Source organism: Amycolatopsis sp. NPDC023774, assembly GCF_040639695.1.
In the GTDB taxonomy this organism is placed as follows: Bacteria; Actinomycetota; Actinomycetes; order Mycobacteriales; family Pseudonocardiaceae; genus Amycolatopsis.
The window spans coordinates 1-24541 of record NZ_JBFAAJ010000055.1; the positions used below are offsets into that span (position 1 = coordinate 1).

Genomic DNA, 24541 nt, shown 5'->3' on the forward strand with positions numbered 1-24541 from the left:
AGGTGTCGCCAGGCGCACCCGCTGGTCAGCACGAACACGATCGCGGTGAACACTGCCCGGTCGTCCACACGCGACATTCCACCGCCCTGTGGGCGTGCCTTTCCCGCCGGGATCAGCGGTTCGACCAGCGCCCACAACTCGTCCGGCACCAGCCGCCGTGACAACTCATCCATCACAATTCACGATCTTGCCCGGACGTCAACCAAAATCCAAGTGAGACACGCTCTAAAGAGCCATTGCGGTGCGGCCGCCCACCGCCTGCCTTGATCGAATCATCGCGCGGTAGCCCGGACACCCAGACGAAAGGCTCATAGATGCAGGCAACCGCTCCGTTGTGGCTCACCTTGCTCTTGGCAATCCTGTCTCCGACGCTGAGTCTGGGCGGAGTTCTATGGACTCAACGTGCTGCAGATAAGCGGGCCACGAAAGAAGCTTCGCAGCGCGAGCACGCTGAGCACGCGAAGTGGCTCACTGAGCAACGACGTGACTGCTACATCCGTCTGCTGGTCAACGCTAGTGCATATGACGACGCTTCTTCGGCTTGGTCGGCCGATGATACTGAGGCGAACACACGTCTGGACGAGGCACGCCATGACATGTGGTCCGCGCAGGCCGCCATACAACTGCTTGGCTCGCAGCGCGCGGGCGAAGCTGCCTATAAATACGCGAAGGGCCTAACCAGGAACTCCAAACGTCGGGGCGAGTCGAGAACTCCACTGAGTTATGCCGAACGCCGCTCGCTACGTGCTGCGTTTGAAGAAGCAGCACAGGACGATCTACGTAACACCGATCGCGAAGCTAGCGGAGCATTGCCCGGCTCGCCTGCTCCGGTTTAGTCATCGCACCAGACGGCGCCGGTTCGCGGGCCTTCGGCCTGGCCGATGCGCCTGGTGCCCGACCAGTCGAAACCACGGTCCGGGGGGCCACTTCGATGGCGCGTGGCGCCGCCCACCATCGTCAGCGTCGTGGTCTTAACCGGTGCCGGCCCGGCCTGCAACGCCCCCCGGTAGCAGGGACTGCAGCCGACAGCACCCGTTTGGTGCTGGTCGCGCTGGTGCTCGTGGCCAAGATTGTCGCCGGGGTACTCATCGCGACGCTGGCGTCCACCGCCGGCGCGCGGTCCGCAGGCCGTACATCCGCGGGCGCCGGGGCCAGTGGCACGGCGGTAAAGAAACTAGAAAGGGGCCGGCGAAGCACGCGCCAATCGCCGTGCCCAGCCCCGTACCTGGCTGCGGCCGAATACGCCGAGGCCGACCGGGCTGGGAGTTGACCTTCACGCCGAAGGGCCCGCCCCTCTGACACCCGGCGCGCGACCGTAGGTGGTGGTGCCACCCGGGTCGGTCATCGACTTCAGGTTCGTGGCCGGGGAGTAGGTGTAGCTCAGTACCTCGGTGGGGCTGGTGCCGTCGGTGCGGGTGTCGGTGCGCAGCAGGCCACCGGTGTCGTAGGTGAAGGTGTGCACCGCAGTAGCGGTTTCGCGGCGGGTGAGGCTGCCGTTGTTGTCGTAGGTGTCGGCCTCCAGCACCACATTGGTGCTGTGTTTGGTCACCGAGACGACGCGGTCGAGCTTGTCGTAGCCGTAGTCCAGCCGGACCCCGCGCCCGTCGGTGACCGAGGCGACGCGGGAGAGCGAGTCGTAGGTGTAGGTGGTAGTGCCCAGCGGGGTGGGCGGGGTGACGGTGGTGAGGTTGCCGGCGTTACGAACCCGCGTCGAGCCGATAGGGTCGCGCGATGGTCGACCTCCGCGAATTCCGCCGAGCATGCCACGAAGCGGCCCGGCGCACCGGCGGCCGGCTCGTCGAGTTCCGGATCGCCGACAGTGTTACGCCGAACTTCCACCAGGGCGTGATCGACTACAGCGACCATCACCTGTCAATCGTGTGCACGAGGGACCGAAGGGAACCTGCCGTGGCGGTCGCCGAGCCACGGGCGATCGACGCGACCCTGGTCAGCGTGGGACCACTGACGTTCGTCGACGCTCCCGACCTGCTCGCCGTGCTGGCGGAGTTCCCAGCGTTCCAGGTGCTCACCCCGGCCGATCTGGCGGGACCGTTCGACGCGCGGAAGTGGCCCGGACTCCACTCGGCCGACCTGAAGTACTGGGCTCCGGCGGACTTGGGCGAAGTACTCTTCAACTACTGGGACTGACTCGGCCGAGAGCCCGCGCTCAGCGGTCGCCGACCTGTCCAAGCAGTACAGCAATGCCACCAGAGTGCTCGTCTGGCTGGTTCGCAGCGCGCGGAGCGAGGATCCCGCACGGATTACTGACTGGCTCGCGCGGAACGGTCGCCTGCTCACCGCGGCTGAGCAGGCGGTGTTGGGCGGGCTCCTGCGGGATCCCGAGTTGTGTCACGATCCCGTCTGGCCGGGCTGGCCCGACCCGGGCGATCTCTCCCGGCGTCTCCGAGAACTGGACATTGCCCTGGCCGCGCCGTGGCCGAATCTGGCGGTGTAGCCGGATGCCGACGCGCGACCAGCCGGCGCGCGGTCATGCTGCTGGAACGCTGCGAAGACAAACACGGACCGCTCAATGTGCTGCCCCACGAGACGTACCTGGCGCTCCTCCCTTCCGTGCTTTCCGCGCCGCGTCAGATGCACGCCAGGTGAGAACGACCCCCTCGTGTCTCGCGGTCAGTCCGCGTGCGCGGGCAGGTGTACGAAGGAGTGCGAGGATTCGGGGCTGTGGGTCCAGGAGGTCATCGCGCTGCACCGTGTCGCGGATTCTCCGGGTGCGCAGTCGAGTGGCCATCCGAGCCGTTCTCGGTCACCGTGTCCTCCGATCCACAACAGTCGGGACCGGACGCGTCAGTAGTCCACCACGCCAAGGCCCTGGACGCACCACTTGCCGTCGAGGTTGGTGGCGCCCACCGAGCCGCTGATGTCTTTCCCGGATAGCGAACCGCCGAGGTGCGCGTAGAGGGTTGTGGTGCTGCTGCTGTAGTACTTCACCGTCAGCTGCGGCTCCCCGCCGGTGACCTTATTGACGTCGTCCTTCAAGAGCTCCATGCCATCGCATCCCATGGCGAGAGCGCCGGCGGCGTCCTTGGCGTTGAGCTTGGCCACGAAGTCGCCGAGGAACTGTTGGCCATCGGCCGATGAGGAGCCGCCGGTGCCGGGGACCGCGGTCTGGTTGGTGGGCAGGCCTGGCTCCGACGGTGCTGTCGTCGGCCGCGACGTCTGTAACGGCGCGGGGTTCCGCGTTTGCGCCGTGGTGTTCGAGGAGTCCTTGCTCAGGAAGAAGCCCGGCGCGACGAACCCGGTGATGCCCAGCGTCGCCACGATCACCACGGCCACGGCGATGGCGATCCACAGCCCGGTCTTGTTGTTCTTCGGTGGCTGCGAGCCGCCGCCGTAACCCCCGCCGTACGGCTGGTTGGGGTCCCAGCCCTGCTGCTGGTACGACTGGGCCCCCGGATAGCGCTGTGCGTACTGCTGCGTGTTCGGGGCCTGCCCGGGCTGCTGCTGAGCGTTGGGGACCCATCCCGGCTGCCACCCCGGGCCGGGTTGCTGCCAGCCCTGGCCGTAGGGGCCGGGCGGGCCACCCTGCCCCGGCTGAGGTGGGTAGGTCATCTCCGGGTTCCGCCTTCCTGCTGCACAGTCTCGCGCCGTGGTCTGACGACCGGCGAACGTCGGCGGATCCTCCCCGCCCCCATGTGATCAGCATTCTGCAAGGTCGGACGGCCCGGCACAAAAGGAGGCCCCCGGCCGCATGCGGCGCCCGGTGCCTCCTTTTCACGGTGCTGGCGTGATGCTCCGGTTCGGTGTTGTCGTGGGACCGAGGCCGGGATACCGCGCCGCCACACGCTCAAGGATGGCGCGTTTCGTCTCGGGTGATGCGGCGCGGAGGACCGCAAGGCAACCTGCCCGCGGTACGGTGCGTGCCCATTGCTCTCGGCTGGAGGGATGTCGTGCGGTTCGTCCTTAATGGCGACCAGTTCGACCTGGATGCACCCACCGTGGTTGAGCGAGTTCGGGGCCTCGATCCAGAGCCCATCCAGACGCACTGGGTCGAGGTCACCGGGACGAGATTTCCGGTCAAGCAGGCGCTCGAGGTGGTACTCAGCGTCGGCCGCTCCTCGTTCACCTCGCAGACCGCGCGGTCACTGTTCCATCGGCTCGGCTTTCTCACCAGCGCGGACACGCCGCCTGTTGTCGTCACCGAACCGGATTCGGCAGCGCACCCAACGGCTGAGCAGGCGGGCGCCGCGTTTGCGAAGCTCGTTGCGTTCCTGCGTAGTAGATCGCTCACCGATGGGATGAGCGAGCTTGAGCATGCGCTGCTTGGCGCCGACCGTGCCGCCGCTGCCCGTGTGGCCGAGGTAGCCGGTTTTACCGAACTGCTCTTGCAGGCCGCGCTGATCGTGCGCCGCGATGTGGGCCGGATCAGCGATGTCATCCACGCCGCGGTCATCTCCCTCGCGCTTCCAGCAATCCTCGAACAGGGCGAAGTGGTCGCCAACCGACCGTCACTGGGTCCGGGCAACGACAAGTCACGTCCGTTTGACCTGGAGACCGATCGCCGCGTCGCCGAGTTCAAGGTCGCCGTCTGGTCCGGCGGGGACATGATGCGCAAACGCGGCGTCGTCACAGACCTCGTCCACCTCGCGCTGGACGACTCCGGCCGCCGCCCTGAACTGTGGGTGGTGGGCACCGAGCCACTCCGGTTCCTCCGAACCAGCACCAGCTCCGTTGATGGTCTGCTATCGCGAGCGTCGCGTCACCAGCGCGCCCGCTACGAAGCCCGATACGGCAGCGGCGACCTGCCGCTGCGCACCTTCGTTGCCGAGCATGCGGCGCACGTGCGCCTGCGCAACCTCGCTGACGTGCTCCCCACCATCGCCGCAGCGCTCACGTGAGATCTCGCCAAACGCAAGGGCAAACTGCGAGGCAAACAGCCCAAGTTGCCCGAGTCGCGCAACGCTCCATCCGCCGCCGCTACGCCGCCGGTGAGGTCTCCTTGGCCGACCTCGCCGAGGAATACAGCGTCGGCCGCTCCACCATCCACCGCGTCATACACCGCGCCCCGGCCGCCAATGCGGCCGAACACACCGCCCCTGACCAGCATTCCCTGCCTTAGCGCTAACGGCTGTACCGCTGCTACTCAAGCCCGGGCGCCGCGCGCACGTCGGCCGGGACGAACCCCAGCCACGGCACGAGTTCATGGGCCGCGCGAATCAGGGGTATCGGATGCTCGGCGGCACCGACGAGGGTCCGCTGCACCTCGGCGCGATCGCGGCCGCGGTCATCCGCCTGGCCTACGACTCACCCAAGACCGAGTACACGGTCCGGTTCACGGCGGAGCCGATCAGCAAGCTGTCCCCGTGGACGGCCGGCGTGGTCACCAGGGTCGAGCTCGGCGTCCGGATCCGCCGTCTCGTGTCCCTGGTCTAGGAGATCGAGGAGCGGGATGTGCGCCTCGAGCTGGCTGGCCGCGTCGGGTTCGCCAAGCGCAGCAGCGACCGCAGCGAGATCGTGTCGTTCACGATCACCGAGGAGAAGGGCGCGACCGCGTGACGCCGGAGCGACGGCAGCCGGCCCCGCACTGCCCGACCATCGACGGCGAGGGCTGGTCGCTGAGCTGCCCGGTGCCGACCCACACCGACACGTGGTGCGCGATCACCACCTGCGGGTGCAGCCTCGATGTCGACGAGGACGCCCCGTGCCCCCACCAGCCTGACGGCATGCATCGGCAGCTGCTCTTTCCGGGTGAGCACATGGGGGTCGACGCCGGCTGCTGGCTGATGGAGTCCCCGGACACCTCGGCCGCTGTATTCCAGCCATCGTGCGCATCGCAAACGTTGACCGTACGATAGCGAGGACTCTGCAGCGGGCCTGCAAGGCGACACCTGCAGGCCCGCTGAGGTTGAAACCGCTAAAACCATCAAATCGTGATATACAGCCCAAATCGGACTAGCGACCGTTGACCTTCCACGTATAGTCGGTCGAGTACTGCTCGGACCGACGCAGTGTTGCCGGAGGGGAGGTAGCCCACATATGGAGACACTTCGCGAGGGTAAAATATCAGGTCAAGCTTTGGCGATGTCATCTGTGGGTTTGCTGCTAGGGGCGGCTTTAACCTCCTTCTGGGCTTTCCCGGCATGTATTGTGTTTTGCCTTGCTTCAATTGCTTGCGGGCTTTTCGGGCTGAAGCGTGGCTCGATCGGGGTTAAATCTTGGGTAGTCTGGCTGGCGATCTTGATTTCGACTACTATTGTAGTATATTCGATTGTCGTAATCTTCATTCCAGTCAGCGGCCAGATCCACCATGGGCCGCCGCCAGGGTGGAGGCCAGAAATGACCCAGCCTGGGCAGTGATTCAGCACAACTCGATGTGATTGAGCCTTGGGGCAACGCCGTCGGAAGTAAATTGCCACCCGGAATGCAGGAACATGGTCTCGCAGTCACTATCGCCACCACGGTCCATAATTAATCTGATTCTTTCGGTCGTCGCGCACTCATTTATTAGGTAGACGGTATCCGAAAATGCGCTCTGGTCTTCATGGGTGACTTCAATGCAGACTGGGGCATTTTCTTGGGGCGAGAACTCGGTGTTGCTGGATGGCGCTGCATCTGATGACGATTCAGTGCGGAGTACAGTGACCGGATGGTGACCCGCCCAAACGTCACGTTGGGCTGCGTCAGCAGATGGCGACAACGCGATAAATCCAGTTGTAGCTAATCCGGCTATGGCAAAGCCGATGGTCAGATTGCGCATCTATTTATCTTTAAGCATCTGGTATTTAGCAGTTTTCAACGCGATTGATTGAGGGGAAAAATCCGGCTCCCGTGCCGTCGAAGTAGTCATTGGGCTCCAGGGTAACGCACGGCGAATCCGCCCCTGGTCGACAATTACGTGAACGCGGACAGTGAAGTTGCAGAAGTTTTCGAGCTCGAAATCGACGTATGTTGCCCCGCTGTCCGTTGCGTAGATTGTTACGCATGAAGGTGCAGCATCACTCGGCGAAAGCGGCGACTGAGGTGCTGCGTCAGCCTGGGCCGCAAAGATCAGTGGACCCGCCGCAGACAAAAGTGCCACAGCGGCCATTTTCCCAAGATTCTTCATTCTGCTCCTCGCCCGATGTTCTGAATTGAGGAGGGCGCAAGAGTACGTTGTGCAGTGATGTCCCCAGTTGATTACCTCCCCGGCCCCAGACTTCCTCAATCCGCACTCCAGATCAACAAGGATGCCGGATATCCCCTAAGTCTCACCTGGTCAGACTAAGCCGTTGCGATCAATTGAAACAATTCTGACAATTCAGTAGAATGCCCCATTGGGCGCACGGAAGCCAGGGAATTTGAACCGCCAAAATTGCTCGTTGGCTACCGGGTGGAGCGCTGGGTCGGCGCGCGGAAACTCGCCGCTCTCGCCCAGCCGCTCGGCAGGTACCTGGTCGTTGACCACGGCAACGAGCGACCGGAGTTCACGGTTGTGGCGACGCTGGATGCGCTGGCGGTGAGCCGTGGCTGACGTGTACTGCATGCGCCCGGCGTGCGGGCTGCGTGCCAAGTTCGTCGTCCGGGCCCCGATCTCGGGCGACGAGAACACGGTCTGCGGCGGGCATCTCGCCGCGGCGATCCGCGACGCAACCGCCGGGGCCGTTCTCGACAGGACCGCGGGCGCCGGCACCGCCCACGTCTGGCAGCTCAACCAGAAGTAGCCACCGCCGGCACCACGGGCGAGGGGTGCGGCCGCTGATCAACGCGGGTACACCCCTCCCCCGGATCGGCATCAGATGGCGATGCGAACGCCTTCGGGGCCACTGAGCAGGCGCGACACCCGCGGTAACAGATGTGCCCACCTTTCCGACAACCAGCAGCACACTTGACCAAGGGATTACGAAATGTCTAAGCGCTTCCTCCTGCTCACCGCTACGGCGGTGACCGCGCTCGGCCTGACCGCGTGCGGCACCAACGCGACCCCAACCGCCCCGAGCTTCCCCAACGCGCCGGCGCCCGCGAGCGTGACCGCCGCCTCTCCCGCCGCTGCTGCTCCGACGTCCGCCGAACCCTCCTACCTGGCGAAGAAGGTCGGAGACCGCGCCGGGATCACCAACACGGACGGCAGCGACGCCGTCGACTTCTGGATCACGAAGATCACCGTGGACCCGAAGTGCGACCCGTACATGTCGCGCGAGGCCGGCAAGCACACGGTGGTCCTGGACGTCACGGTGAAGACGTCCGTCGACAAGGACGCGGGGCAGCCGGGTGGCGGCGCCTTCGACAGCCTGCCGGGTCTGATCAACCCGTATGCGTTCTCGACCACCGGCAGCAGCGGCGTCACTGACCAGGCCGAGACGGACATGTGCCGGTCGAACCTGAAGGAGCTGCCGCAGACGTACGCGCCCAACCGCACGTACACGGGGCAGATCGGGTTCGCCACGCCGGACAAGAGTGGGAAGCTCCAGCTGACTGGCCCTTCCGGCGGTTTCTCGAACGGCACCCTCGGGTGGGAATGGTCGTACTGATCACCGCCTGATGGGCAGGAGAGGGCCCCGGCCCGTCGTCTGGCCAGCAGTCCCGGCTACCACCAGCACACTCGACCAAGGGATTACGACTTGTCCAGACGCTTCGTCCTGCTCACCGCCACGGCGGTCGCCGCGTTCGGCCTGACCGCATGCGGTGCCCACGCGACGCCCGCCGCCCACGCGCCGCCCGCCATCACGCCCCACGCCCACCCGGAGATCGTGCCCATCACACCGCCGGAGTTCGCACCGGCGACTGGGGCGGCGGCCACCTACCTGGCGAAGAAGGTCGGGGAACGAGTCGGAATCACCAACAGGGACGGCAGCAGTGCGGTGGTCGATTTCTGGATCACGAAGATCAGCGTGGACCCGACGTGCGACCCCTCCAGCCATCGCGCGGTAAGCAGGCACACGGTCGTCCTGGACGTCACCGTGACGACCTACACCGACAAGGTCGCGGGGCAGCGCTTAGGCCCGTTCATCGTCCTGCCCGGCGTGATCAACCCGTTCTCCCTCTCGACCACTGGCACGATCGGCACGAGAGTGATCGAGACGGACAGGTGCGTGACGCCGCTGAAAAAGCTGCCGTCGACCTACGTGCCTGGCCACGCCTACACGGGGCAGATCGCGTTCGCCACGCCATACGACACCGGCAAGGTCCAGGTGACCCAGAGCTCCGGCTACTTCCCGAACGGCAACGTCGGGTGGGAATGGTCGTACTGAATATCGGTGATGATCTGGTGAGAGGACTTCGGATGTTCCAACGTTTCCGCGCCGAGTACGCCCCGCTTCGGGACGCGGTTCCGGCTGGCTCGACGTGGCAGCACGAACGGCTCGTCGGTGTCGAGGGTTACCTCGACTTCGCTTCGGAGTTCGCCGGAGCGACCTTCGGAGGCGGCCTGTACCGGGTCCACGACCACACGTCTGGCGCGCAGGCGTTGACGCTGATCGCGGAGGCGTTCGCCGAGTACGCGACTCGCGTCTGCCCGTTCGGCTACGACTGGCTCGGGCGGCAGTTCGCCGTCGACTCCGGCCGCACCGTGGATGGGCAGCCCCAGGTCCTCCTACTCGAGCCGGGAACGGGCGAGGCTCTGGAGATCCCGCTGCCGTTCGCGGCATTCCACGACGAAGAACTTGTCGAGTACGCAGACGTCGCATTGGCAACAGGATTCTTCGACTCGTGGTCAGCCGTCAACAGTGACTCTGTGCCGCTGCGCCGCGACCAGGGCGTGGGCTACCGAGTCCCACTGTTCCTCGGCGGCCAGGACATGATCGAGAACCTTGAGGTCAGCGACCTGGAGGTCTACTGGTCGATGTGTGGCCAGCTGCGACGTGGCGCGCTGAGTCTGGCGCCGGGGACCGCGATCAACGCGGTCACGAAGCGTTAGCCGGCGTTGTCGAGGGCGGCTCGGATGCGGGTGCTGGCGAGTAGCCCGTCGAGGATGACCGAAGCGAAGGATGTGCTGACCGCGGTAGCGGCCGCTCTGGCTGAGCTTGACGAGGAGCTGTCTCGTCACGCAGCAGGTCGCGGTGTCGTTGGCACGGCCGGCCAGCTGAAGTCGTTTCGCTCGCGCCCTGAGCTGCCGGCCGGATCGCCCGCGCCGGCTACGCAGCCCGGTGTATCCGACACCACGGCCGTACCGCGCCGAGGGCGTCCTGGCCGCCAACGGCCTCACTGTTCACGACGGGCAATCCGATCGCGGATCGGACCATGGACCTCGCAGTCGGGGTTCGGGCATTCGGCCGCGTGCCGCTCGTTGTGGGCCGTACGCATCTTTTCGTGCCGCGCCAACACCTGGGCGTCGCGCCGGGCTCTCCACGGCGACTGGGCCAGGCGGCCCGTGACCAAGAGCTCGTTCGGCGCGTAGTCGTTGGCGGTCCTTTCGACCTCCAGCCCGACCGCCGTGAGGATCGCGAACAGCGCCTCCCGCATCGCCTCGCCGATCGCGGACCTCAACCGTGAGAACGCGGCGACCTCCTCGCCCTCGCGGTGCGGATCGTCTCCCCACGCTTCTTGCGCCGCGTCGGCGAGGAGGTCGCCGACCTTCCAATCGACCAGCACACCCCGCAGATCAGGCATATCAACATAAGCGATCGCGCCGGCCGTTCCAGCCGGATTCGCTTCGGGCACCACCGGCAGGCCAGCCGCGACGAGCTCCGACTGGACGATCCCCAGCAACGCAGTAAGCCGATGGCGCTGTTCGAGGCCCGCACCGAAAGGGTTCTCTGTCATACCCGGATCTTCCCAGCGAATCCGCCAGACCCCGGACCGGCGGTCCTGGCCCGAACACGAGAACGCTCGCGTCGACGCGCGCTACTGCTCGTCCGCGTGCCGAACCGCAGCCTGGCGCCGACGCCGCGCCCGCGATGACGCGAAGCCGTCACACACGACCCGCCGCCCCGCCGGACGTGACGGCTTCACGTCATGATCAGCGACAGCGCTACCACGCCGCCGGAAGGGCCAGACCGGGGGCCTACCTGGGCGCGGGTGGCGTGACTGGCCGCGTTCGCCGCATCGCCCGTGTCAGTGACCAGGGAGCACCACCGTGCCGCAGGGCTCTGCCTGGTCACCCGCCAGAGTTGCACAGGCGAGTTCGTGCTCCCACGGGGTGACGCCGCCTGCTCCGAATGGGGTAATCGTGGGCTAGAATCGACGCCTTCGAGCGGAACCGAGTGTCCCCACCGCACGTTTCCCGCGAGTAACCAGTAGCTTGTGATCGACTTGAGATATGAGCGATCCGGCGCGCGAGACAGTTTCGCCCACTGTCCCAAGAAGGGGGCGGGCTACGAAATTCGTAGCCCGTAGAAATTGCTGACCACGTCACTGGGAGGGATATTCACAGCCGCGAGGGAACCCGCAGCACGAGGCGCGTGCGCGGGACTGAAACGGAACTATTCGTTTCTCCCTTGACACCCTCGGGTTCGGGGCCGAGGGGCAGCGCGGGGCAACGGCGCTGCGGGGGAGCTCCAGGCAAAGGACAACACGATGCGCAGGTCAGACGCGCACGGAAACACCGAACCAGGACCGGGCGCCGACTCAGCAGGCCCGGTCTTCCCGACGGCACCACCGCCGGAACCTCGCCGGAAACGAGGCCGCCATGCCCTGACCGGGCTGACCTCGACCGACGACTTCACCAACGCGCGCACCGAGAAGAACCCGGGCGGGCGGCTGCGCGAGCCCGACTGCACGCTGCGGCTGTTCTGCCTGGCGTGCCTGGTCGACGACGAGGGCGCGCTCACCACCGCCTACCAGAAGCTGATCAGGGCCCACGGCGCCACGTCCGGGCACTGGTGCCACGGGAAGACGCTGGATCCGTTGCGCCGCACCATCTCCAAATTCCTCGGCCGGGGCGCAGACCGGATCCCCGGATGGCAGCAGATTGCCGACTTGCTCACCGCGGCGTTGCCGGCCGAGCAGCTGCCGGTGCTGTTGCCACAGGCCGCGGCGCTGTACTGCCGGGCGACCGGGGACCCGCGGCCGCCGGGCTACTCGGGCGGGATGGTCACACCGGCCTGGGTCGGCCCGCCCGTCGTGGCGACCACGGTGATCACCACCGCGATCGCCCGGCAACGGGCCGCCCTGAGTACCGACGTTGTGCCGTTGGGCGCGGTCGTCGTCGGCGACACCGGCGGGACTGAACCGGCGCCACGTCTCCCGCGCGAGCACAACGCGCAGGAGATCTGGTCGGTGCTGAAGCACGTCGTGCGCGACTGGCGAGCGGCGAAAAACGCCTACGACCAGCAGAGCAAGCGGATGGTCGAGCTGGAGAAGATGGTCTGGCAGCTCACGACCCAGAACCACGCGCTGGCACAGGCGGCCGAAGACGCGCTGGCCGCGCAGGGACTGACCCCGGCCTTCATCCACCAGGCCCTCTACGGCGTGGGCAAGGGCGGGAAGAAGCTGACACGCCTGCCGCTGCACCGCAACGGCTGGACGATGTCGATCACTTCCACCGCGGCGACACCACCGGCCTGACCAGGCCTTTCGTTCCCTTCTGGGCTGGTACCCGCGATCCGGGTACCAGCCCAGAAGCATGCCCGCACCCAGGTCGGCGACCGCGCGACGCCTCGCCTGATCGTGGTGGCCCGTGTTTTACTCCCGAGTTCAGTCCCGGGGGAATTCTTTTAGTCCCGGTTCAGTCCCGCGTTTTCAGTCCCGCTTCACTCCCAGAGCCGAATCGACCGATAAATTCGGTGCTGACCTGCGGAAATAGCCGTCCGACTATCGGGATATGTGCGGCTGATCGGCCCGGCGGAACTCCACTCGCCGCTTACCGTGGAAACTAATCCGCTCGGCTCGGAACTGCGTTCAAGGGTTTTCGCGAACCGGCGCGAAACCGCTAGCGTTCTCGTATGCCGGACGACATCCCGGCATTCCGATCCAACACTTCCCCTTCATCAGGAGATGAGTCATGTCTTCGTCGTCTTCGCAGGTCCCGTACCTGCTGGCCTGGCTGTGCCCGGCCACGTGCCCGTGGTCCCTGCGGGCCGCACCACCGTCGGCGCGCGGCCTCGCGGGCCGGCCGGGGCTGCACACACGTCTCTCGCACACGGCGAGAGCGACCGCGCCGCGCCCGCGGCCGGTAGTCAGGAAGGAGATCCCCTTTGGGAAAGCACCGGAAGGAAGCCAACAGGCGAGGGTGCACGGTGATCATGGTGTTCACCATGCCCCTGCTCGTCCTGCTGGCCACCACCGCTGATCAGGCTCGCTCCCTGATCGGCTGAGAAACGGTTCCCGCCAAGGAACCGAACCTCGCAACGCGGGGCCGGCCTTCGGGCTGGCCCCGCACCCTTGATGCACGAGAAGACCTAACCTCCCGCGCGGCCCATCAAATTACACCGGTCTGCGCGGCTTGACCCTGACATCACGCCATCGAGTGAGGACTCCCACGTCATGACCGCCCCCACCTTCAACACAACGCCTCACGCGAAGCGCTTCGCCGCCGGCGTCGTCGCTGTCCGCCTCCGCCGCGGCGCGGCACTGCCCACCGGCCGTATCTGCGGCGAGACCGACCGCGAAGTGCACTACGTGCCCTCCCCCGCGCTCGCCGAGCAGACCGGCACCATGACCGCGCGCTGCGGCACCGCGCTGCCGCACGACGGCATCGAGCTGGTCGGCGGCGACTTCGGTGTTCCCTGCTCCAGCTGCCTGGTGCAGGGAACACCCCCCGGACCGCGGACCCGGAGACCGGACAGCACTGGCGCGAGTGGTGACCACCGCCCGGGGCTGGTCCTCGTCGCATACCCGCACGTCCGCGACGAGGACACCCACCCGCCCGGGACTTTTCCCGGGCGCGGTGATCCTTCCGCACCCCCGGCGACGGCACCCTCGTGGTGCCCGCGGCGTCGCTGCTGCACGCGCTGCAGGCAGCGATGGCCGACGACGAGGACGGCGACCTGGTGGTGTGCGCTCAGCAAACAGCCTGGTCTGTGTCAGCGCCTCGGCACGCGGCGGAGGACGTTGATCCCTCGGAGGTGCTCGCCGAGGGAAACCGGCAGCTGTAGGAGGCACTGGAGAACCGCGTGGTGATCGAGCTGTCTGGACCCAGCAAGTCTTGCTCATTGGGCGTGTACGACTACCGCCTTCGGGCACTTTTTTCGTTGATCACGGTCATGGTGATCAACGACGCTGCGAAGACTGAACAGACTGACGCGCTGGCGATGGTGGCTCCGCTTGGATGGGCGACGGCGTTGTAGATGGTGATGCCGGCGGCGACTGCCCAGAACACCGCGATACCGATAAGGAGTGGCCGAGACCGTCGGCCCCAGCGTGAGGTGTTCATGGGGCTATCTGTTCCGGTTCCAGGCATACAAGATCATGCTGCCCAGTGTTCCCCCACAGATTGCCAGAACGAATCCGGCGATGATGTAGATGATCGTCGCGCCGCCGATCGCTCCGGAGATGGCCGCGATGGCAACTCCCAGGCCAACGAGGGCCAAGACGACAAGCGACAGGCCACCCCAGAAGGCTCCTGGAGGCGGCGGAGTACTGCTGGCGGGTGACCTGTCGTTGTCTGGCATTGCGGTCCTTCCTTATGTCGGATCGACGGTTACGCGTTCGGGTTGGGCGTGAATTTCAGCCCCAACGCCCCGGCGGCACATCCGGTCGCCAGGAGCAGGCCTTGTGCGACGCCCTCGCTGAGCGGGCCGATTACGCTAGCGGTGTAGGTGGCCAGCGCGCCATACGACTGGTAGGCGCCCACGATGCCGCCGAGGCAGCCGACTGCTGCCTGAGCGATATCCCACCCGCTCACGTCGCCTCGTGGGTCGCTGTTGTTGATGGGGTCGTTGTGGGCGTAGGCGTAGTGGTTGGTTTCTTGGCCGGTGGGGTCGGGGGTGAGGAAGCGGCCCCAGCCGGGAAAGTACCAGCGGTAGCCCAGCAGCATGTCGGCGCCGTATTGGTATTGGCCGAGGTAGTGGAACGGGTTGTCCCCGGCCGCGCTGCCGGTGCCGGTGTTGCCGCCGTAGGGGTCATAGCGGTAGCTCGCGGCCAGCGTTCCGGTGGTGGAGATGAGGGCGACGACGCTGCCTTGGTAGTCGGTGACCACGTTGTAGCGGCTGGTCGGGGTTTTCTCGGTGACGATGGTGCCCTGGGGGTCGCGGGCGAGGCTGGTGCGGGCCCCGTTGTGCACGGCCTGGGTCAACCCGAGGGCGGTGGTGGTGAACTGGTCGGTGGTGGTGCCGGCCCCGGCGGTGTGGAAGGTCAGGGTGCGGGGCTGGGTTTGGTCGAGGGTGTCGTAGGTGGCGGTGAAGCTGCTGCCCGCGGCGTCGGTGGAGGAGGTGTACTGGCCGGTGTCGTTGTAGTTGTAGGTCTCGGTCGGGCTGGTGGCGCCGGTGAGGTTGCCCGCGGTGTCGTAGCTGCGGGTGCGCCCGTCGTTGACCAGTTCATCAGCGGCGTTGTAGGTCAACGTGGTCGCACCGAAGGTGGTGATGTTGCCGGCATTGTCATAGCCGAAGCTGGTCGAACCGGCGGTCTTCAATCGTTGCAGGGTGTCGTAGGCGTAGTTCGTTGTGCCAGAGGCATCGGTTTTGGATTGCATCTGGTCGGAGTCGGCGCCGTCGGCGCGGGTGTAGCTGTAGGTGGTGTGCAGCAGCTGGGTGCCGGCGGTGTTTTTGACGGTGAGGCTGGTCTGGCGGCCGGAGTTGTCGTAGCCGTTGGTTTGACTGCCCGCGCCGGGCCAGGTGACGGTGGTGCGGCGGTCGGCGTTGTCGTAGCCGAACGTCGTGGTCTGCCCGAACGGGTCGGCCAGCGAGGTGAGCCGGTTGGCGGCGTCGTAGCCGTAGGTGGTGGTGCCGCCCGGGTCGGTCATCGTCTTGAGGTTGGTCGCCGGGTCGTAGGTGTAGGAGAGCACCTCGTTCGGGGTGGTGCCGTCGCTGCGGGTGTCGGTGCGCAGCAATCCGCCGGTGTCGTAGGTGAACGCGTGCACCGCGGCGGCGGTTTCGCGGCGTTTGAGGCTGCCGTTGTTGTCGTAGGTGTTGGCCTCGAGCACCACATTGGTGCTGTGCTTGGTCACCGAGACCACGCGGTCGAGCTTGTCGTAGCCGTAGTCCAGCCGGATCCCACGCCCGTCGGTGACCGAGGCGACGCGGGAGAGCGAGTCGTAGGTGTAGCTGGTGGTGCCCAGCGGCGTGGGTGGGGTGATGGTCTTGAGGTCCCCGGAGCTGTAGTAGTCGTACTTGGTGGTGTGGCCGTTGCCGTCGGTGCTGGTGTCCACCAACCCCGAGGGCTGGTAGTAGGTCAGGGTTTGCAGGTCGGCGTTGAGCCCGTCGGAGTGGATGGTCTTGACGTTTCCGGCGTCGTCGTAGGTGCGGGAGATCTTGTCCCCGGCCGGGTCGGTGACCGTGGTCGGCAGGTGCGGGTGGGTGGTGTCGGTGTAGCCCACGGTGGTCTTCGCCCCGGTCGGCAACTGGGTGCCGATGAGGTTGTTGAGCGGGTCGTAGGTGTTGGTCGTGCTGTTGTTCAACCCGTCAACGGTGGTCTCGACATCGCTGTTGGCGGTCCAGGTGGCTTTCTGCTCGTGGCCGAGCGCGTCCACCGCCGAGGTCTGGCGGCCCTGTGCGTCGTAGTGGTAGGTCACCGAGTGGGAATTGGGGTCGGTCTCGGTGGTCTGCCCGCTGCCATAGCCAAAGATCGTGTCCGCCGGCCCCGCGTCCCGCGGCACGGAGACCTTGCTGACGCGATGCGAGGTGTCGAAAGTGAAGGTGTAGGTCTTACCGTTCGGGTCCTGAATCGTCTGCAAGTCCCCCGAGGGCCACCAGGTCAGGTGCATCGAGGTACCGGAGCGGTCGGTGAAATCGCTCAGCTGGCCGGCGGTGTTGTAGGTGTAGGTCGCCGCCGTGGTGCCGGTCGGGTCGGTGATCGCCGACACCAGCCCGTTGTCGTAGGCGAAGGTCGTGACCCGGCCCTGGGAGTCGGTGATCGACGCCGTGGTGCCATCGACGTTGTAGCGCGGGGTGACGGTGTTGCCGTTACGGTCGGCCTGCGACAACAGCCAACCGGCCGGGCTGAAGGTCCAGCGCTCGTTCGAGGCGTCGAAAATCAGGCTGTACTTGCCGTCCGATCCCTTCGACAGCGACGCGTGGGTTCCGGGGGCTTCGGTGTAGCTGCCGTCGGCCTGGTGGACGAAGGTGGCGCAGTAGCCGGAGTCGCCGTGCAGGACCACATCACTGCCGGTGAAGGTCAGCCCGATGTCCTGGCCGTGGCTCAGCGTCCAGCCGGTGCCGAAGCTGCCGGTGCCGGCGCGCTGGTTGTTGTAGACCTGGCTCAGGGACAGGTTCTCGCCGGTGCCCTTGATCGTGAGCTGGCGCTGGGTGATGGTCAGGTTCCCGTCATGGGTGTTGACCAGCGCCTCCATCCGATCCGAAATCTGAAACCGCTCTAGCGGGTACTGCGGCAGCAGCCCGGTCTCGTTCGCCCCGCACGACGACACCGCCGCCGCCCCGAAACCCGGCTTGTAACCGGGGCGCCAGGCCGCGACCGGCGGCTGGCCACCCGTGGGTGTGCGGTTCACCGTGGCCGGCGGGATCCACACCGTGGATGGCGGCGCCACCGTGTGCGCCTCGGCGGACGCCACCTGCGGTACAGCGACCACCAGCGCCCCCAACGTCACAGCCGTAACAGCTAACGCAGATCTATGCCTCAACATTCTTCCCCTCGAATGAAGTGCGTGCAGCCTGAACCGCGCCCCCGAACACGCCGATCTCCTCAGGTCAACGATCACCCCAGAACACCGGCCACGCGGCAAAACGATCGTGCAGAACAGACCATCGTCGGCGACACTGACATCGTCACAGCAAGCATCCGATAAGTCCCATTCGCCCGACTGTTCCCGACGGTCGGCGTGAGCCAGATGATCCAGCGCACGTGGCTGCACTGGTCGATCTGTGGCCAGCTGCGACGTGGCGCGCTAAGTCTGCCGCCGGCGACCCCATCAACGGCAGCGACCCGTCTGGTGCCGACACAGCCTGTACCAATCAGGGGCGGAGTCGATCCTCGGTATTGTTGTGGCGACTACCGTCTTCACCGTTGTTGCGGCCTCAACGGCCGGCGTTGGGCTTCCTGCCGCGGCCGGGTTGGCCGACGCTTATGTTACTACAACGGGAAACACTATCATCAGCTGCGCATAGATTGGGGACGCTAGATGACGCGGGCAACGCTGATCGCTTTTGTAGTCTTTGCCATTGCAGGGACTGCGGCTGTAGTCGCTTTTGCCATCGTTGACCGCACAGTGGGCAATATCGCTCTCGCATCCATCTTGGTCATATTCTGCGTCTACATGGTCACGAAATTGATCAAGAATCGCCAAACTAAATAACCAAAGACGCAACCGCGGATAAGTTCTAGCAATGGCGGCCCACAGCCCGTTTTGGGAGTCGACGCCATTCCGCAGCGGAAGCCTGGTCCCAGAACCACGTCGCGAAGACCACCATCGCCCCGTACTCGCTGCGCGGGCGCGACGCCCCGACCGCGTCCACTCCGATCACCTGGGACGAGGTCCGCGCCTGCCGCACCCCAGCCGAGCTGACCTTCACCGCCGGCGACGTGCTGCAGCGCATGGCCGAGCACGGCGACCTGCTGGCCGAGCTGCACGACACCCGGATCGCGCTGCCCACCCGATAAACCGGCCCGCCGCGTGGGTGGCTGCGGCACGCTGCTTGACCGAGCCACTCACCGGGGCGGGCCGCACCCACCCAGCGGGAGATTCACCGGCTCGCCAACCCCGCCCTACCCCCGGCGCAGCCCGGTAAACACCTGCGTGCGGCGCAATTCGATCAGCGGTACTGGCTGGTCGTGTATTGACCGGACAGCTTCTTGGCGTTGGCGAGCGCGACTTCGTAGGCCAGCGGCGCGGTGGCGATCTCCTGGCGACAACCCGGGCATAACAGCCGTTGACCGAACGAATTCGAACGATGTGCCACGAAGCAGACGCGAGCTCACCGGGCACAGCCAGCTCACCGGGCACAGAGGGTGCGAACTCTCCAAACGGGCGTGGTGGGTGAACCCGAACGTGGTGCGGACAACGCCGAAGGTGGAGTTGCATGCCCACGCCGCCGAGGGGGTACATCATGGTATGCACCCCGACAAGATCGCTGAGCCGCGAAGACCGCCAGAAACCCGCGCGCTCCCGGCGAGTGCCGCGGGCGATGCCCCAGCGCCCCCGGTGCTGCACCTGCACCAGCCGGCCCGGATCGAGGACACCTCCACCCTCCGCCACGCTCTCGCCGCCTGGGCCCGGGGCCGCGGCCTGCCGCAAGAGCTGATCGTCGATCTCGAGCTCGCCGTCTACGAGGCCCTGGTCAACGCCGCCGAGCACGCCTACCCCGACGGCACCACCGGCACGGTCGACCTGCACACCCACCACGACGACCAGGCCATGCGCGTCACCGCCACCGTCACCGACCGTGGCCGCTGGCGGCCCCAGCCCGATCCCGACCCGCTCCGCGGCCGAGGACTATCCCTGATCCGCCTGCTGGCCGACCACGCCGAGATCACCCCGACCACTCAAGGCACCGTCGTCACCATGCGCTGGCAACTCCCCCACGACCACGCCACCGGCTAGGCCGGCCAGCGCCACGTCTGCCCCGATCTGTATCGCCACCCCCAGGGTCAGATCACGCCGCTCGGTGGGACGTGGTGACCCGGCATGACCAAGCAGGCTTGGTGGTGTGCGCCGGTAGTAAAACCCCGGTCCGGTCGGCCCGCGCGGTGCTCGACAGGCGCACTGGCTCCTTCACCGTGTCGGTAACGTTGGCTTCAGCGGGGCGGCACAGCCGGCCGTCTTCGCCGGGCGCAGACAGGAAGACCGGCATGACCAGTGAGCAGGAATGGCAACGCGACAAGGCCCTTTTCGCCGAGGACAAATATCAGCACGCTGAGGGCCCCGGCCTGCTGGCCGGGCAGTTCGCCGAACTGACGGCCCGGCTGCTCACCGCCCCGACCGTCGACGACGTGCTGCGGCGGATCCTCGAGGCGACCACCCTCATGGTCCCCTCAGCCGATCTGGCGAGCTTTACCCTGATCGGCCGCGACGGCGCCTTCCACACCCCGGGGGAGACCGACGAGGTCGCCCTCGAACTGGACCGCCTGCAGTACCGGTTCCGCGAAGGACCGTGCGTCGAAGCCGCGGACCCCGCCGGGCCGGCCGTCGCTGTCGCACCCGACCTCGCCACGGAGCCCCGCTGGCCACGCTGGGCGCCGGCCGCCACCGAACTCGGCATCCACGCCGTCATCTCCACCGCCCTGATCCCCGGCTCCCCGCAAGGCCCGTCGGTCGGCGCGCTCAACGTCTACTCCCGCACCACCAACGGCCTGGACAAAGCCGACCGCGACGTGCTCCTGCTGCTGGCGACCCACGCGTCGCTGGCCCTGGCCACGACCGACGCCGTCACCCGCGCCGAGCTGGAAGTCGCCCACCTCCGCAAGGCAATCGCGAGCCGCGACGTCATCGGACAAGCCAAAGGCATCATCATGGCCCGCCGTGGCGTGTCCGCCGACGAGGCGTTCGACCTGCTCCGCCGCACGTCCCAGGACCTCAACATCAAACTGGCCGAACTCGCCCGGACTCTCACCGACCGGCACACCGAACTCGACCTGCCCGTGCACTGAGCGGCGGTGAGCTCCCCAGTCCGCGTAGCGGTTCACACCACGGCCCGCGCCGCATCGTGGAAGTCGGGCAGGATCCGCTCCCGCCACAACGGCCGTTTTCGCCGTGCTGGTGCCGCGTTCGTCGTCACAGACAGCGGAACGGTTTTCGCGCGGAGCGTGCGCTCAAGCCACGGACCGGTGTCGCCGGCGGCTTACTCACGTGCCGGGATGGGTCTGCTCCTGCTCGCGAAGGAACTCGGCGGATGATTCGTCGTCGGCGATGGCAGCCTGCAACGCCCGCAGCAGCGCTTGCGCCGGGACTGTCATCGCGGGCCCCGTCTGCCGGCGCTGCGGGTCCTTGTCCCCGCTCAGCTCCATGCGTTCCAGATAGGCCACACCCCCTACGACCGAAACACCCAGCTCAAACGACGGCGGCTCTCGATAACTGCCGTCAGGTTCCGGCAGCGCGATGTAAATGTCCCTGATCACCACCTGGATTGTTCCCGCACCGCCGACGATCACGGGCCCGCCGCGCGGGCGGGAACCCGCTGATCAGAGTTCCTCAAACGTCGAATAGTTCTCGTGCTCGCCCGTCTGGGCCTGGACTGTCACCGAGGTGACGCAGCACTACGAGGAGATAGCCGTGCGCGGCGACGAGATCGGAACGGGCGGCGTCATCGCGCATTACCACCGCCTGTTGCTGGGCCTGGTCGAGCAGCAGGGAGACGCGCGCCAGAATCTCACCGACCTCGACATCACCCGCCTGCGCCTGATCACCAGCAACCCGGCCAAATACGGCGGCCTCGAGATCGTCGGCCGCGTCGGCCTTCCCTGCGGCCGCCACGGCGCACAATCTGCGCTATCTGCGGACCAAGCAGCAGCGCCTCGGCCACACCCTCGACGTCGGCGAGAGCGCCGGCTGAGCCGTTACCGAACCGGTACGCGCCGCGGACAGCCCGCGCACACCCGCCCGGCACCGTCGGTCTCGACGAAAACCGACGACGGGAAGGCGGACGAAGTGGCCAAGGGTGCGGCCGTGGTGCTGGCGGTTCTGGCGGTGCCGTTCACGACGGCGGTGGCGCCGCCACCGGCGCAAGGCTTGCAGTGGCAGCAATGCGCGAAAATCGCCGAAGGCTGGGCGAACGGCGAAGCGAGCGAGTGCGCGACGGTCCGCGTACCGCTGGACTACCGGCAGCCCGGCGGCCGGCAGCTCACCATCGCCGTCAGCCGGGTCCGAGCGAGTGATCCGGCGCATCGCCAAGGCGTGGTGCTCGTCAACCCGGGCGGCCCCGGGGAACAGGGCACGACCTTCCCGACGAGCTCACCCGGACTGAGCTGGCCGGGATCGGCCGCACGCACGACCTGATCGGCTTCGACATCCGCGGTTCGGACTACAGCGACAAGATCCTCTGCCCGGAGCTGGACCCGGCCACTGTGCCGCGTCCGCCCCGCACCGACCCCGCCGAGCAGCGCTTCAAGGACCAGGCGAAGATCGTCGCGGACCGGGTGCGCACGTGCGCCGGGAAGGACCCCGACCTGGCGCGGTCGATGACCACGGCGAACATCGCGCGGGACATGGACGTGATCCGCCGGGCGCTCGGCGAAAAGAAGATCGGCTACTTCGGCAATTCTTGGGGCACGGCGCTCGGCGCCACCTACCGCAGCCTGTTCGGCGGCCACGTCGACCGGATGCTGCTCGACTCCGTGCTCGCGCCGGGCGAGGCGGTCGCCCGGTCCGACGACCAGGCCGCGGCGTCCGAGGCCCACTTCGGCGACTTCACCCGCTGGCTCGCCGAGCGCGATGGGCAATACGGTTTCGGCGGCACCGCTCCGGCCGTGACTCAGGCGCTTCTCGCGCTGCGGAGCCGGCTCGCGGCGCAACCACTCGCCGACGGGAACCGTGAGGACCATTGGGCGAACGGGCAACTGCTCGCTCCGCGTGCCGGCTGGGCCGCGGCCGCGCAAGCGCTCGTCGCCGCCCGCGACGGGAAGCCCCCGACGACCACGGCGCCACCCGCGTCCGCGCCGGCCGGCAACGGCTTCGATGTCGGGTACCGCGACGGGGAGATCGGGTTCGTCCTGGCCGCGGTGAACTGCAACGACTCCCCCGGCGCCCGCGACATCGACCAGGCCTGGGCGCACGGGCTCGAACTCGCCGCCCGGTTTCCGGTGGCCGCCTACGAACCGGGGGGCGACGCGCGGTGCGCCGGCTGGCCGTTCGCGCCCCAGCCCACGCAGCTCGTGCGCGGCTCCAGCCCGCTGCAGCTCGTCGGGCACGAGTTCGAGACCAACACCCCGTTCCCGTGGGCGCGGGAGATGCAGGCGAGGGTCGGCGGCGCGCTCCTGACCGTGGCCGACGACGTGCATTCGTCGTTCGCCCGCATCCCGTGCGGGGCGAAGGGCGTCGAGTTCTTCACCACCGGCACGACGTCGAACGGCATGTGCGCTGGATAGTCGTTGTGGCGCCTGCCCAGCCAGATGCGGGACGTCGACGCGATGGTGATCTAGTCGTAGGCGGCGAGGCAGAGGAAGCCGATCACCCTAAGCGAAGGTCCCGACGTGCTCGTCATACGGGGCCGGTCGGTGACCAGTCCTCGGCAGAGTTAGCAGGTGACCGAGGGCCTCACGCCCAGCGAGCGCGATGCGGGTGGCTGTGAATCACGTGACCCGGGTCTCGCGATTCTCACGCTTTGTGCACGAAGAAGTGCAGATGCTGTCGGGGCGCGCCGCGATGGTTGTGCTGCCGGAGGCGCAACGGTGCGGCCGAGGCCAGCACGCCTGGAGCCGTGGTCCCACTGAGCCTGACCGGTGGGCCGGGCGTCTTCGCAGTCCGGCGCCGGTCCTACGTCGGTTCGGCGTTGAGCACGTCGGCGGCCAGCGCCGCGCAGCGCGGGCACGTCCTGAGGTTCATGCCGCCGACTTGGGGCCCAAACGGTCTCATGCGGACCACAATGCGCAACGTGCTGTCGCACAACGGATAGTCGGCCTGGCCGCGTACCGCGTGCCGGAGCCCGGCGGGTTGCTGAACCACGTCGCCGGCACGCGCGAACCGGCCGCTGACGCTGCGCGAACGCGGCGCCGGTGTCGTCTCGGTGAAGCCTGAGCTCAGGGTCATCTCGATGGTTCTCCTTGCGGTTGAGCCGTCGCCTCAGGCTGCAGCGCTACGCCCGCGCGCTGCAGCCTGACCCGTGACGACTACCGAGGCACTCCGGCGCCCGGCGCTTGCGCCCGCCGGCCTGAACAGCGGGTATGCCTCCGGCCTGCCGTTCTTGTCCTGCGTGACCGACCACTCGGCCAGCTGCCAGCCCTGTGCCTCGACGGCCTCGATCATCTCGGCCCATCCGGCGATCGAGCCGGACATCCCGTGCTGCGTCATCGGTGTGTTCAGCCGCGGCGTGAACACGGCCCGGCCTTCGGCGATCGCACGCCCGGCTTCCTTGGTCAGCGCGTCAGCCTTGGCCTGCTTGATGAATCCCACGTTTCCCTGCTTCTATTTGAGGGGCGCATATGCCCGATTCCGCGCGGCGATCCCGATTGGCTCGTCGAGGTCTAAACCGGCGACCGCCGTTGCGCCGTTACACCTTGGCTTTCGGCCGTGCGATCGGCCACCTCGAACACGCAGCACACCAGCGGCCCGGCGCGAGCTGACTATCGCTGCTGGGCCGCCTGATGTGGGCGGGCGCCACGGGGCCGAGGTGGTGTCGGCGCTGCCGACAGCCGCCGGAGGCCGGCACCACATCAAAGAACTCCCTGGCAATCACCGATTCCGTCCGCGGCGCGGCCCCGGCCTGGCGCGAACGCCGCTGGACCTGGATCCGCTCCACGGCAGTGCACGGATCGCTCCCCGACGGAGATAGGTCAACGGGCGGGTTACGGGGTTGACGATGGACACATGCCCGTGGACACATGCCCGTGCCGGAACTGCCGCTCCGGCTCGCCGTGGTCGAGCCGGCCGTGCTGCTGCCCATCGGCGGGGACGAGTACTCGCCGATGG

Annotated in this window: 30 protein-coding genes and 1 pseudogene; 18 read left to right on the forward strand and 13 right to left on the reverse strand. The window is 67.1% G+C overall.

The window, feature by feature from the left end:
• Together AB0F91_RS44585 and AB0F91_RS44590 are read right to left on the reverse strand one after the other, a co-directional pair.
• The coding region (locus AB0F91_RS44585; protein ID WP_360608186.1) for a transposase at positions 1–176 on the reverse strand (176 nt) is incomplete at its 3' end.
• 1097 nt (positions 177–1273) lie between these two features.
• A complete protein-coding gene (locus AB0F91_RS44590; RefSeq protein WP_360608133.1) occupies positions 1274–1762 on the reverse strand; it encodes a hypothetical protein in 489 nt (162 codons plus the stop codon).
• Between the two features lie 146 nt (positions 1763–1908).
• Between AB0F91_RS44590 and AB0F91_RS44595 the strand changes: the two genes are divergently transcribed.
• A complete protein-coding gene (locus AB0F91_RS44595; protein WP_360608135.1) occupies positions 1909–2148 on the forward strand; it encodes a hypothetical protein in 240 nt (79 codons plus the stop codon).
• A gap of 64 nt (positions 2149–2212) precedes the next feature.
• Positions 2213–2455, forward strand: coding sequence for a hypothetical protein (locus AB0F91_RS44600; RefSeq protein WP_360608137.1), 243 nt, complete (start codon positions 2213–2215; stop codon positions 2453–2455).
• Between the two features lie 350 nt (positions 2456–2805).
• Here AB0F91_RS44600 and AB0F91_RS44605 read toward each other — a convergent pair whose 3' ends face one another.
• Positions 2806–3570, reverse strand: coding sequence for a hypothetical protein (locus tag AB0F91_RS44605; protein ID WP_360608139.1), 765 nt, complete (start codon positions 3568–3570; stop codon positions 2806–2808).
• Between the two features lie 338 nt (positions 3571–3908).
• On the opposite strand from AB0F91_RS44605, the gene AB0F91_RS44610 reads away from it, so the two are divergent.
• From AB0F91_RS44610 to AB0F91_RS44620, 3 genes are all read left to right on the forward strand, one after another.
• Positions 3909–4856: a hypothetical protein gene (locus tag AB0F91_RS44610; RefSeq protein WP_360608141.1), complete on the forward strand. Its 948-nt coding sequence runs from the start codon at positions 3909–3911 to the stop codon at positions 4854–4856.
• Positions 4853–5077, forward strand: coding sequence for a helix-turn-helix domain-containing protein (locus AB0F91_RS44615; RefSeq protein ID WP_360608143.1), 225 nt, complete (start codon positions 4853–4855; stop codon positions 5075–5077). Before AB0F91_RS44610 ends, AB0F91_RS44615 begins: the two co-directional genes overlap by 4 nt.
• An 83-nt stretch (positions 5078–5160) precedes the next feature.
• The gene (locus AB0F91_RS44620; protein WP_360608145.1) at positions 5161–5391 is read left to right on the forward strand and encodes a hypothetical protein; all 231 of its coding nucleotides are present in this window, start codon (positions 5161–5163) and stop codon (positions 5389–5391) included.
• Positions 5392–6026: 635 nt separating this feature from the next.
• Here AB0F91_RS44620 and AB0F91_RS44625 read toward each other — a convergent pair.
• The 3 genes from AB0F91_RS44625 to AB0F91_RS44635 form a co-directional block, all read right to left on the reverse strand.
• Entirely contained in the window at positions 6027–6242 is a 216-nt protein-coding gene (locus AB0F91_RS44625) for a hypothetical protein (RefSeq protein WP_360608147.1), read from the reverse strand.
• Positions 6243–6316: 74 nt separating this feature from the next.
• Positions 6317–6715 carry a hypothetical protein gene (locus AB0F91_RS44630; protein ID WP_360608149.1) on the reverse strand — a complete coding sequence of 133 codons (399 nt, stop codon included), beginning with the start codon at positions 6713–6715 and terminating at the stop codon, positions 6317–6319.
• Entirely contained in the window at positions 6716–7063 is a 348-nt protein-coding gene (locus AB0F91_RS44635; protein ID WP_360608151.1) for a hypothetical protein, read from the reverse strand.
• A 246-nt stretch (positions 7064–7309) separates the two neighbouring features.
• On the opposite strand from AB0F91_RS44635, the gene AB0F91_RS44640 reads away from it, so the two are divergent.
• The 5 genes from AB0F91_RS44640 to AB0F91_RS44660 all read left to right on the forward strand — a co-directional run bounded on the left by AB0F91_RS44640 (position 7310) and on the right by AB0F91_RS44660 (position 9850).
• On the forward strand, positions 7310–7468 hold the full coding sequence (locus AB0F91_RS44640) for a hypothetical protein (RefSeq protein WP_360608153.1): 159 nt from the start codon (positions 7310–7312) through the stop codon (positions 7466–7468).
• Entirely contained in the window at positions 7461–7658 is a 198-nt protein-coding gene (locus AB0F91_RS44645; RefSeq protein WP_360608155.1) for a hypothetical protein, read from the forward strand. The genes AB0F91_RS44640 and AB0F91_RS44645 overlap by 8 nt, the downstream gene beginning before the upstream one ends.
• Before the next feature lie 183 nt (positions 7659–7841).
• Positions 7842–8465: a hypothetical protein gene (locus AB0F91_RS44650; RefSeq protein WP_360608157.1), complete on the forward strand. Its 624-nt coding sequence runs from the start codon at positions 7842–7844 to the stop codon at positions 8463–8465.
• A 90-nt stretch (positions 8466–8555) separates the two neighbouring features.
• Complete coding sequence (locus tag AB0F91_RS44655; RefSeq protein ID WP_360608159.1) at positions 8556–9185, forward strand: hypothetical protein; 630 nt, start codon at positions 8556–8558, stop codon at positions 9183–9185.
• A 32-nt stretch (positions 9186–9217) separates the two neighbouring features.
• Entirely contained in the window at positions 9218–9850 is a 633-nt protein-coding gene (locus AB0F91_RS44660; protein WP_360608161.1) for a T6SS immunity protein Tdi1 domain-containing protein, read from the forward strand.
• A gap of 284 nt (positions 9851–10134) precedes the next feature.
• Here the strand turns inward: AB0F91_RS44660 and AB0F91_RS44665 are convergent, their stop codons facing one another.
• Positions 10135–10695 carry a hypothetical protein gene (locus AB0F91_RS44665; RefSeq protein WP_360608163.1) on the reverse strand — a complete coding sequence of 187 codons (561 nt, stop codon included), beginning with the start codon at positions 10693–10695 and terminating at the stop codon, positions 10135–10137.
• Positions 10696–11448: 753 nt separating this feature from the next.
• On the opposite strand from AB0F91_RS44665, the gene AB0F91_RS44670 reads away from it, so the two are divergent.
• From AB0F91_RS44670 to AB0F91_RS44680, 3 genes are all read left to right on the forward strand, one after another.
• Positions 11449–12438 (forward strand): hypothetical protein, encoded by a 990-nt coding sequence (locus AB0F91_RS44670; protein ID WP_360608164.1) that lies wholly within the window; start codon positions 11449–11451, stop codon positions 12436–12438.
• A gap of 1358 nt (positions 12439–13796) precedes the next feature.
• The gene (locus AB0F91_RS44675) at positions 13797–13967 is read left to right on the forward strand and encodes a hypothetical protein (RefSeq protein ID WP_360608166.1); all 171 of its coding nucleotides are present in this window, start codon (positions 13797–13799) and stop codon (positions 13965–13967) included.
• Positions 13968–13985: 18 nt separating this feature from the next.
• Positions 13986–14159 (forward strand): hypothetical protein, encoded by a 174-nt coding sequence (locus tag AB0F91_RS44680; protein ID WP_360608168.1) that lies wholly within the window; start codon positions 13986–13988, stop codon positions 14157–14159.
• Positions 14160–14249: 90 nt separating this feature from the next.
• Here the strand turns inward: AB0F91_RS44680 and AB0F91_RS44685 are convergent, their stop codons facing one another.
• On the reverse strand, positions 14250–14483 hold the full coding sequence (locus tag AB0F91_RS44685) for a hypothetical protein (RefSeq protein WP_360608170.1): 234 nt from the start codon (positions 14481–14483) through the stop codon (positions 14250–14252).
• Between the two features lie 29 nt (positions 14484–14512).
• On the reverse strand, positions 14513–17836 hold the full coding sequence (locus AB0F91_RS44690; protein ID WP_360608172.1) for an RHS repeat-associated core domain-containing protein: 3324 nt from the start codon (positions 17834–17836) through the stop codon (positions 14513–14515).
• A 536-nt stretch (positions 17837–18372) separates the two neighbouring features.
• Between AB0F91_RS44690 and AB0F91_RS44695 the strand changes: the two are divergent.
• Positions 18373–18582 (forward strand): annotated as a pseudogene (locus tag AB0F91_RS44695) (ATP-dependent DNA ligase); the annotation flags it as partial.
• Between the two features lie 152 nt (positions 18583–18734).
• Here the strand turns inward: AB0F91_RS44695 and AB0F91_RS44700 are convergent.
• Positions 18735–18881, reverse strand: a complete 147-nt coding sequence (locus tag AB0F91_RS44700; protein WP_360608174.1) for a hypothetical protein — start codon at positions 18879–18881, stop codon at positions 18735–18737.
• A 242-nt stretch (positions 18882–19123) separates the two neighbouring features.
• Between AB0F91_RS44700 and AB0F91_RS44705 the strand changes: the two genes are divergently transcribed.
• Both AB0F91_RS44705 and AB0F91_RS44710 read left to right on the forward strand, forming a co-directional pair.
• A complete protein-coding gene (locus AB0F91_RS44705) occupies positions 19124–19522 on the forward strand; it encodes an ATP-binding protein (RefSeq protein WP_360608176.1) in 399 nt (132 codons plus the stop codon).
• 248 nt (positions 19523–19770) lie between these two features.
• Positions 19771–20568: a GAF and ANTAR domain-containing protein gene (locus tag AB0F91_RS44710; protein WP_360608178.1), complete on the forward strand. Its 798-nt coding sequence runs from the start codon at positions 19771–19773 to the stop codon at positions 20566–20568.
• A 195-nt stretch (positions 20569–20763) separates the two neighbouring features.
• On the opposite strand, the gene AB0F91_RS44715 is transcribed toward AB0F91_RS44710, so the two are convergent.
• Positions 20764–21069, reverse strand: a complete 306-nt coding sequence (locus tag AB0F91_RS44715; protein ID WP_360607832.1) for a hypothetical protein — start codon at positions 21067–21069, stop codon at positions 20764–20766.
• 121 nt (positions 21070–21190) lie between these two features.
• Here AB0F91_RS44715 and AB0F91_RS44720 point away from each other — a divergent pair, with 121 nt between their 5' ends.
• Positions 21191–21913: a hypothetical protein gene (locus AB0F91_RS44720; protein ID WP_360608180.1), complete on the forward strand. Its 723-nt coding sequence runs from the start codon at positions 21191–21193 to the stop codon at positions 21911–21913.
• A 38-nt stretch (positions 21914–21951) separates the two neighbouring features.
• Positions 21952–23001 carry an alpha/beta fold hydrolase gene (locus AB0F91_RS44725; RefSeq protein WP_360608188.1) on the forward strand — a complete coding sequence of 350 codons (1050 nt, stop codon included), beginning with the start codon at positions 21952–21954 and terminating at the stop codon, positions 22999–23001.
• Between the two features lie 388 nt (positions 23002–23389).
• Here the strand turns inward: AB0F91_RS44725 and AB0F91_RS44730 are convergent, their stop codons facing one another.
• Positions 23390–23662 carry a hypothetical protein gene (locus tag AB0F91_RS44730; RefSeq protein ID WP_360608182.1) on the reverse strand — a complete coding sequence of 91 codons (273 nt, stop codon included), beginning with the start codon at positions 23660–23662 and terminating at the stop codon, positions 23390–23392.
• Between the two features lie 33 nt (positions 23663–23695).
• Complete coding sequence (locus tag AB0F91_RS44735) at positions 23696–24025, reverse strand: hypothetical protein (RefSeq protein WP_360608184.1); 330 nt, start codon at positions 24023–24025, stop codon at positions 23696–23698.
• Between the last annotated feature and the right edge of the window lie 516 nt (positions 24026–24541).

What these genes read in the sequence shown, in the direction of transcription:
- AB0F91_RS44590 (WP_360608133.1), bottom strand. Translation starts at nt 1,762, where the DNA reads ATGCTCGGCGGAATTCGCGGAGGTCGACCATCGCGCGACCCTATCGGC.
- AB0F91_RS44605 (WP_360608139.1), bottom strand. Translation starts at nt 3,570, where the DNA reads ATGACCTACCCACCTCAGCCGGGGCAGGGTGGCCCGCCCGGCCCCTAC.
- AB0F91_RS44620 (WP_360608145.1), top strand. Translation starts at nt 5,161, where the DNA reads ATGGGCCGCGCGAATCAGGGGTATCGGATGCTCGGCGGCACCGACGAG.
- AB0F91_RS44625 (WP_360608147.1), bottom strand. Translation starts at nt 6,242, where the DNA reads ATGAAGATTACGACAATCGAATATACTACAATAGTAGTCGAAATCAAG.
- AB0F91_RS44630 (WP_360608149.1), bottom strand. Translation starts at nt 6,715, where the DNA reads ATGCGCAATCTGACCATCGGCTTTGCCATAGCCGGATTAGCTACAACT.
- AB0F91_RS44635 (WP_360608151.1), bottom strand. Translation starts at nt 7,063, where the DNA reads ATGAAGAATCTTGGGAAAATGGCCGCTGTGGCACTTTTGTCTGCGGCG.
- AB0F91_RS44650 (WP_360608157.1), top strand. Translation starts at nt 7,842, where the DNA reads ATGTCTAAGCGCTTCCTCCTGCTCACCGCTACGGCGGTGACCGCGCTC.
- AB0F91_RS44660 (WP_360608161.1), top strand. Translation starts at nt 9,218, where the DNA reads ATGTTCCAACGTTTCCGCGCCGAGTACGCCCCGCTTCGGGACGCGGTT.
- AB0F91_RS44665 (WP_360608163.1), bottom strand. Translation starts at nt 10,695, where the DNA reads ATGACAGAGAACCCTTTCGGTGCGGGCCTCGAACAGCGCCATCGGCTT.
- AB0F91_RS44670 (WP_360608164.1), top strand. Translation starts at nt 11,449, where the DNA reads ATGCGCAGGTCAGACGCGCACGGAAACACCGAACCAGGACCGGGCGCC.
- AB0F91_RS44685 (WP_360608170.1), bottom strand. Translation starts at nt 14,483, where the DNA reads ATGCCAGACAACGACAGGTCACCCGCCAGCAGTACTCCGCCGCCTCCA.
- AB0F91_RS44710 (WP_360608178.1), top strand. Translation starts at nt 19,771, where the DNA reads ATGACCAGTGAGCAGGAATGGCAACGCGACAAGGCCCTTTTCGCCGAG.
- AB0F91_RS44730 (WP_360608182.1), bottom strand. Translation starts at nt 23,662, where the DNA reads ATGACCCTGAGCTCAGGCTTCACCGAGACGACACCGGCGCCGCGTTCG.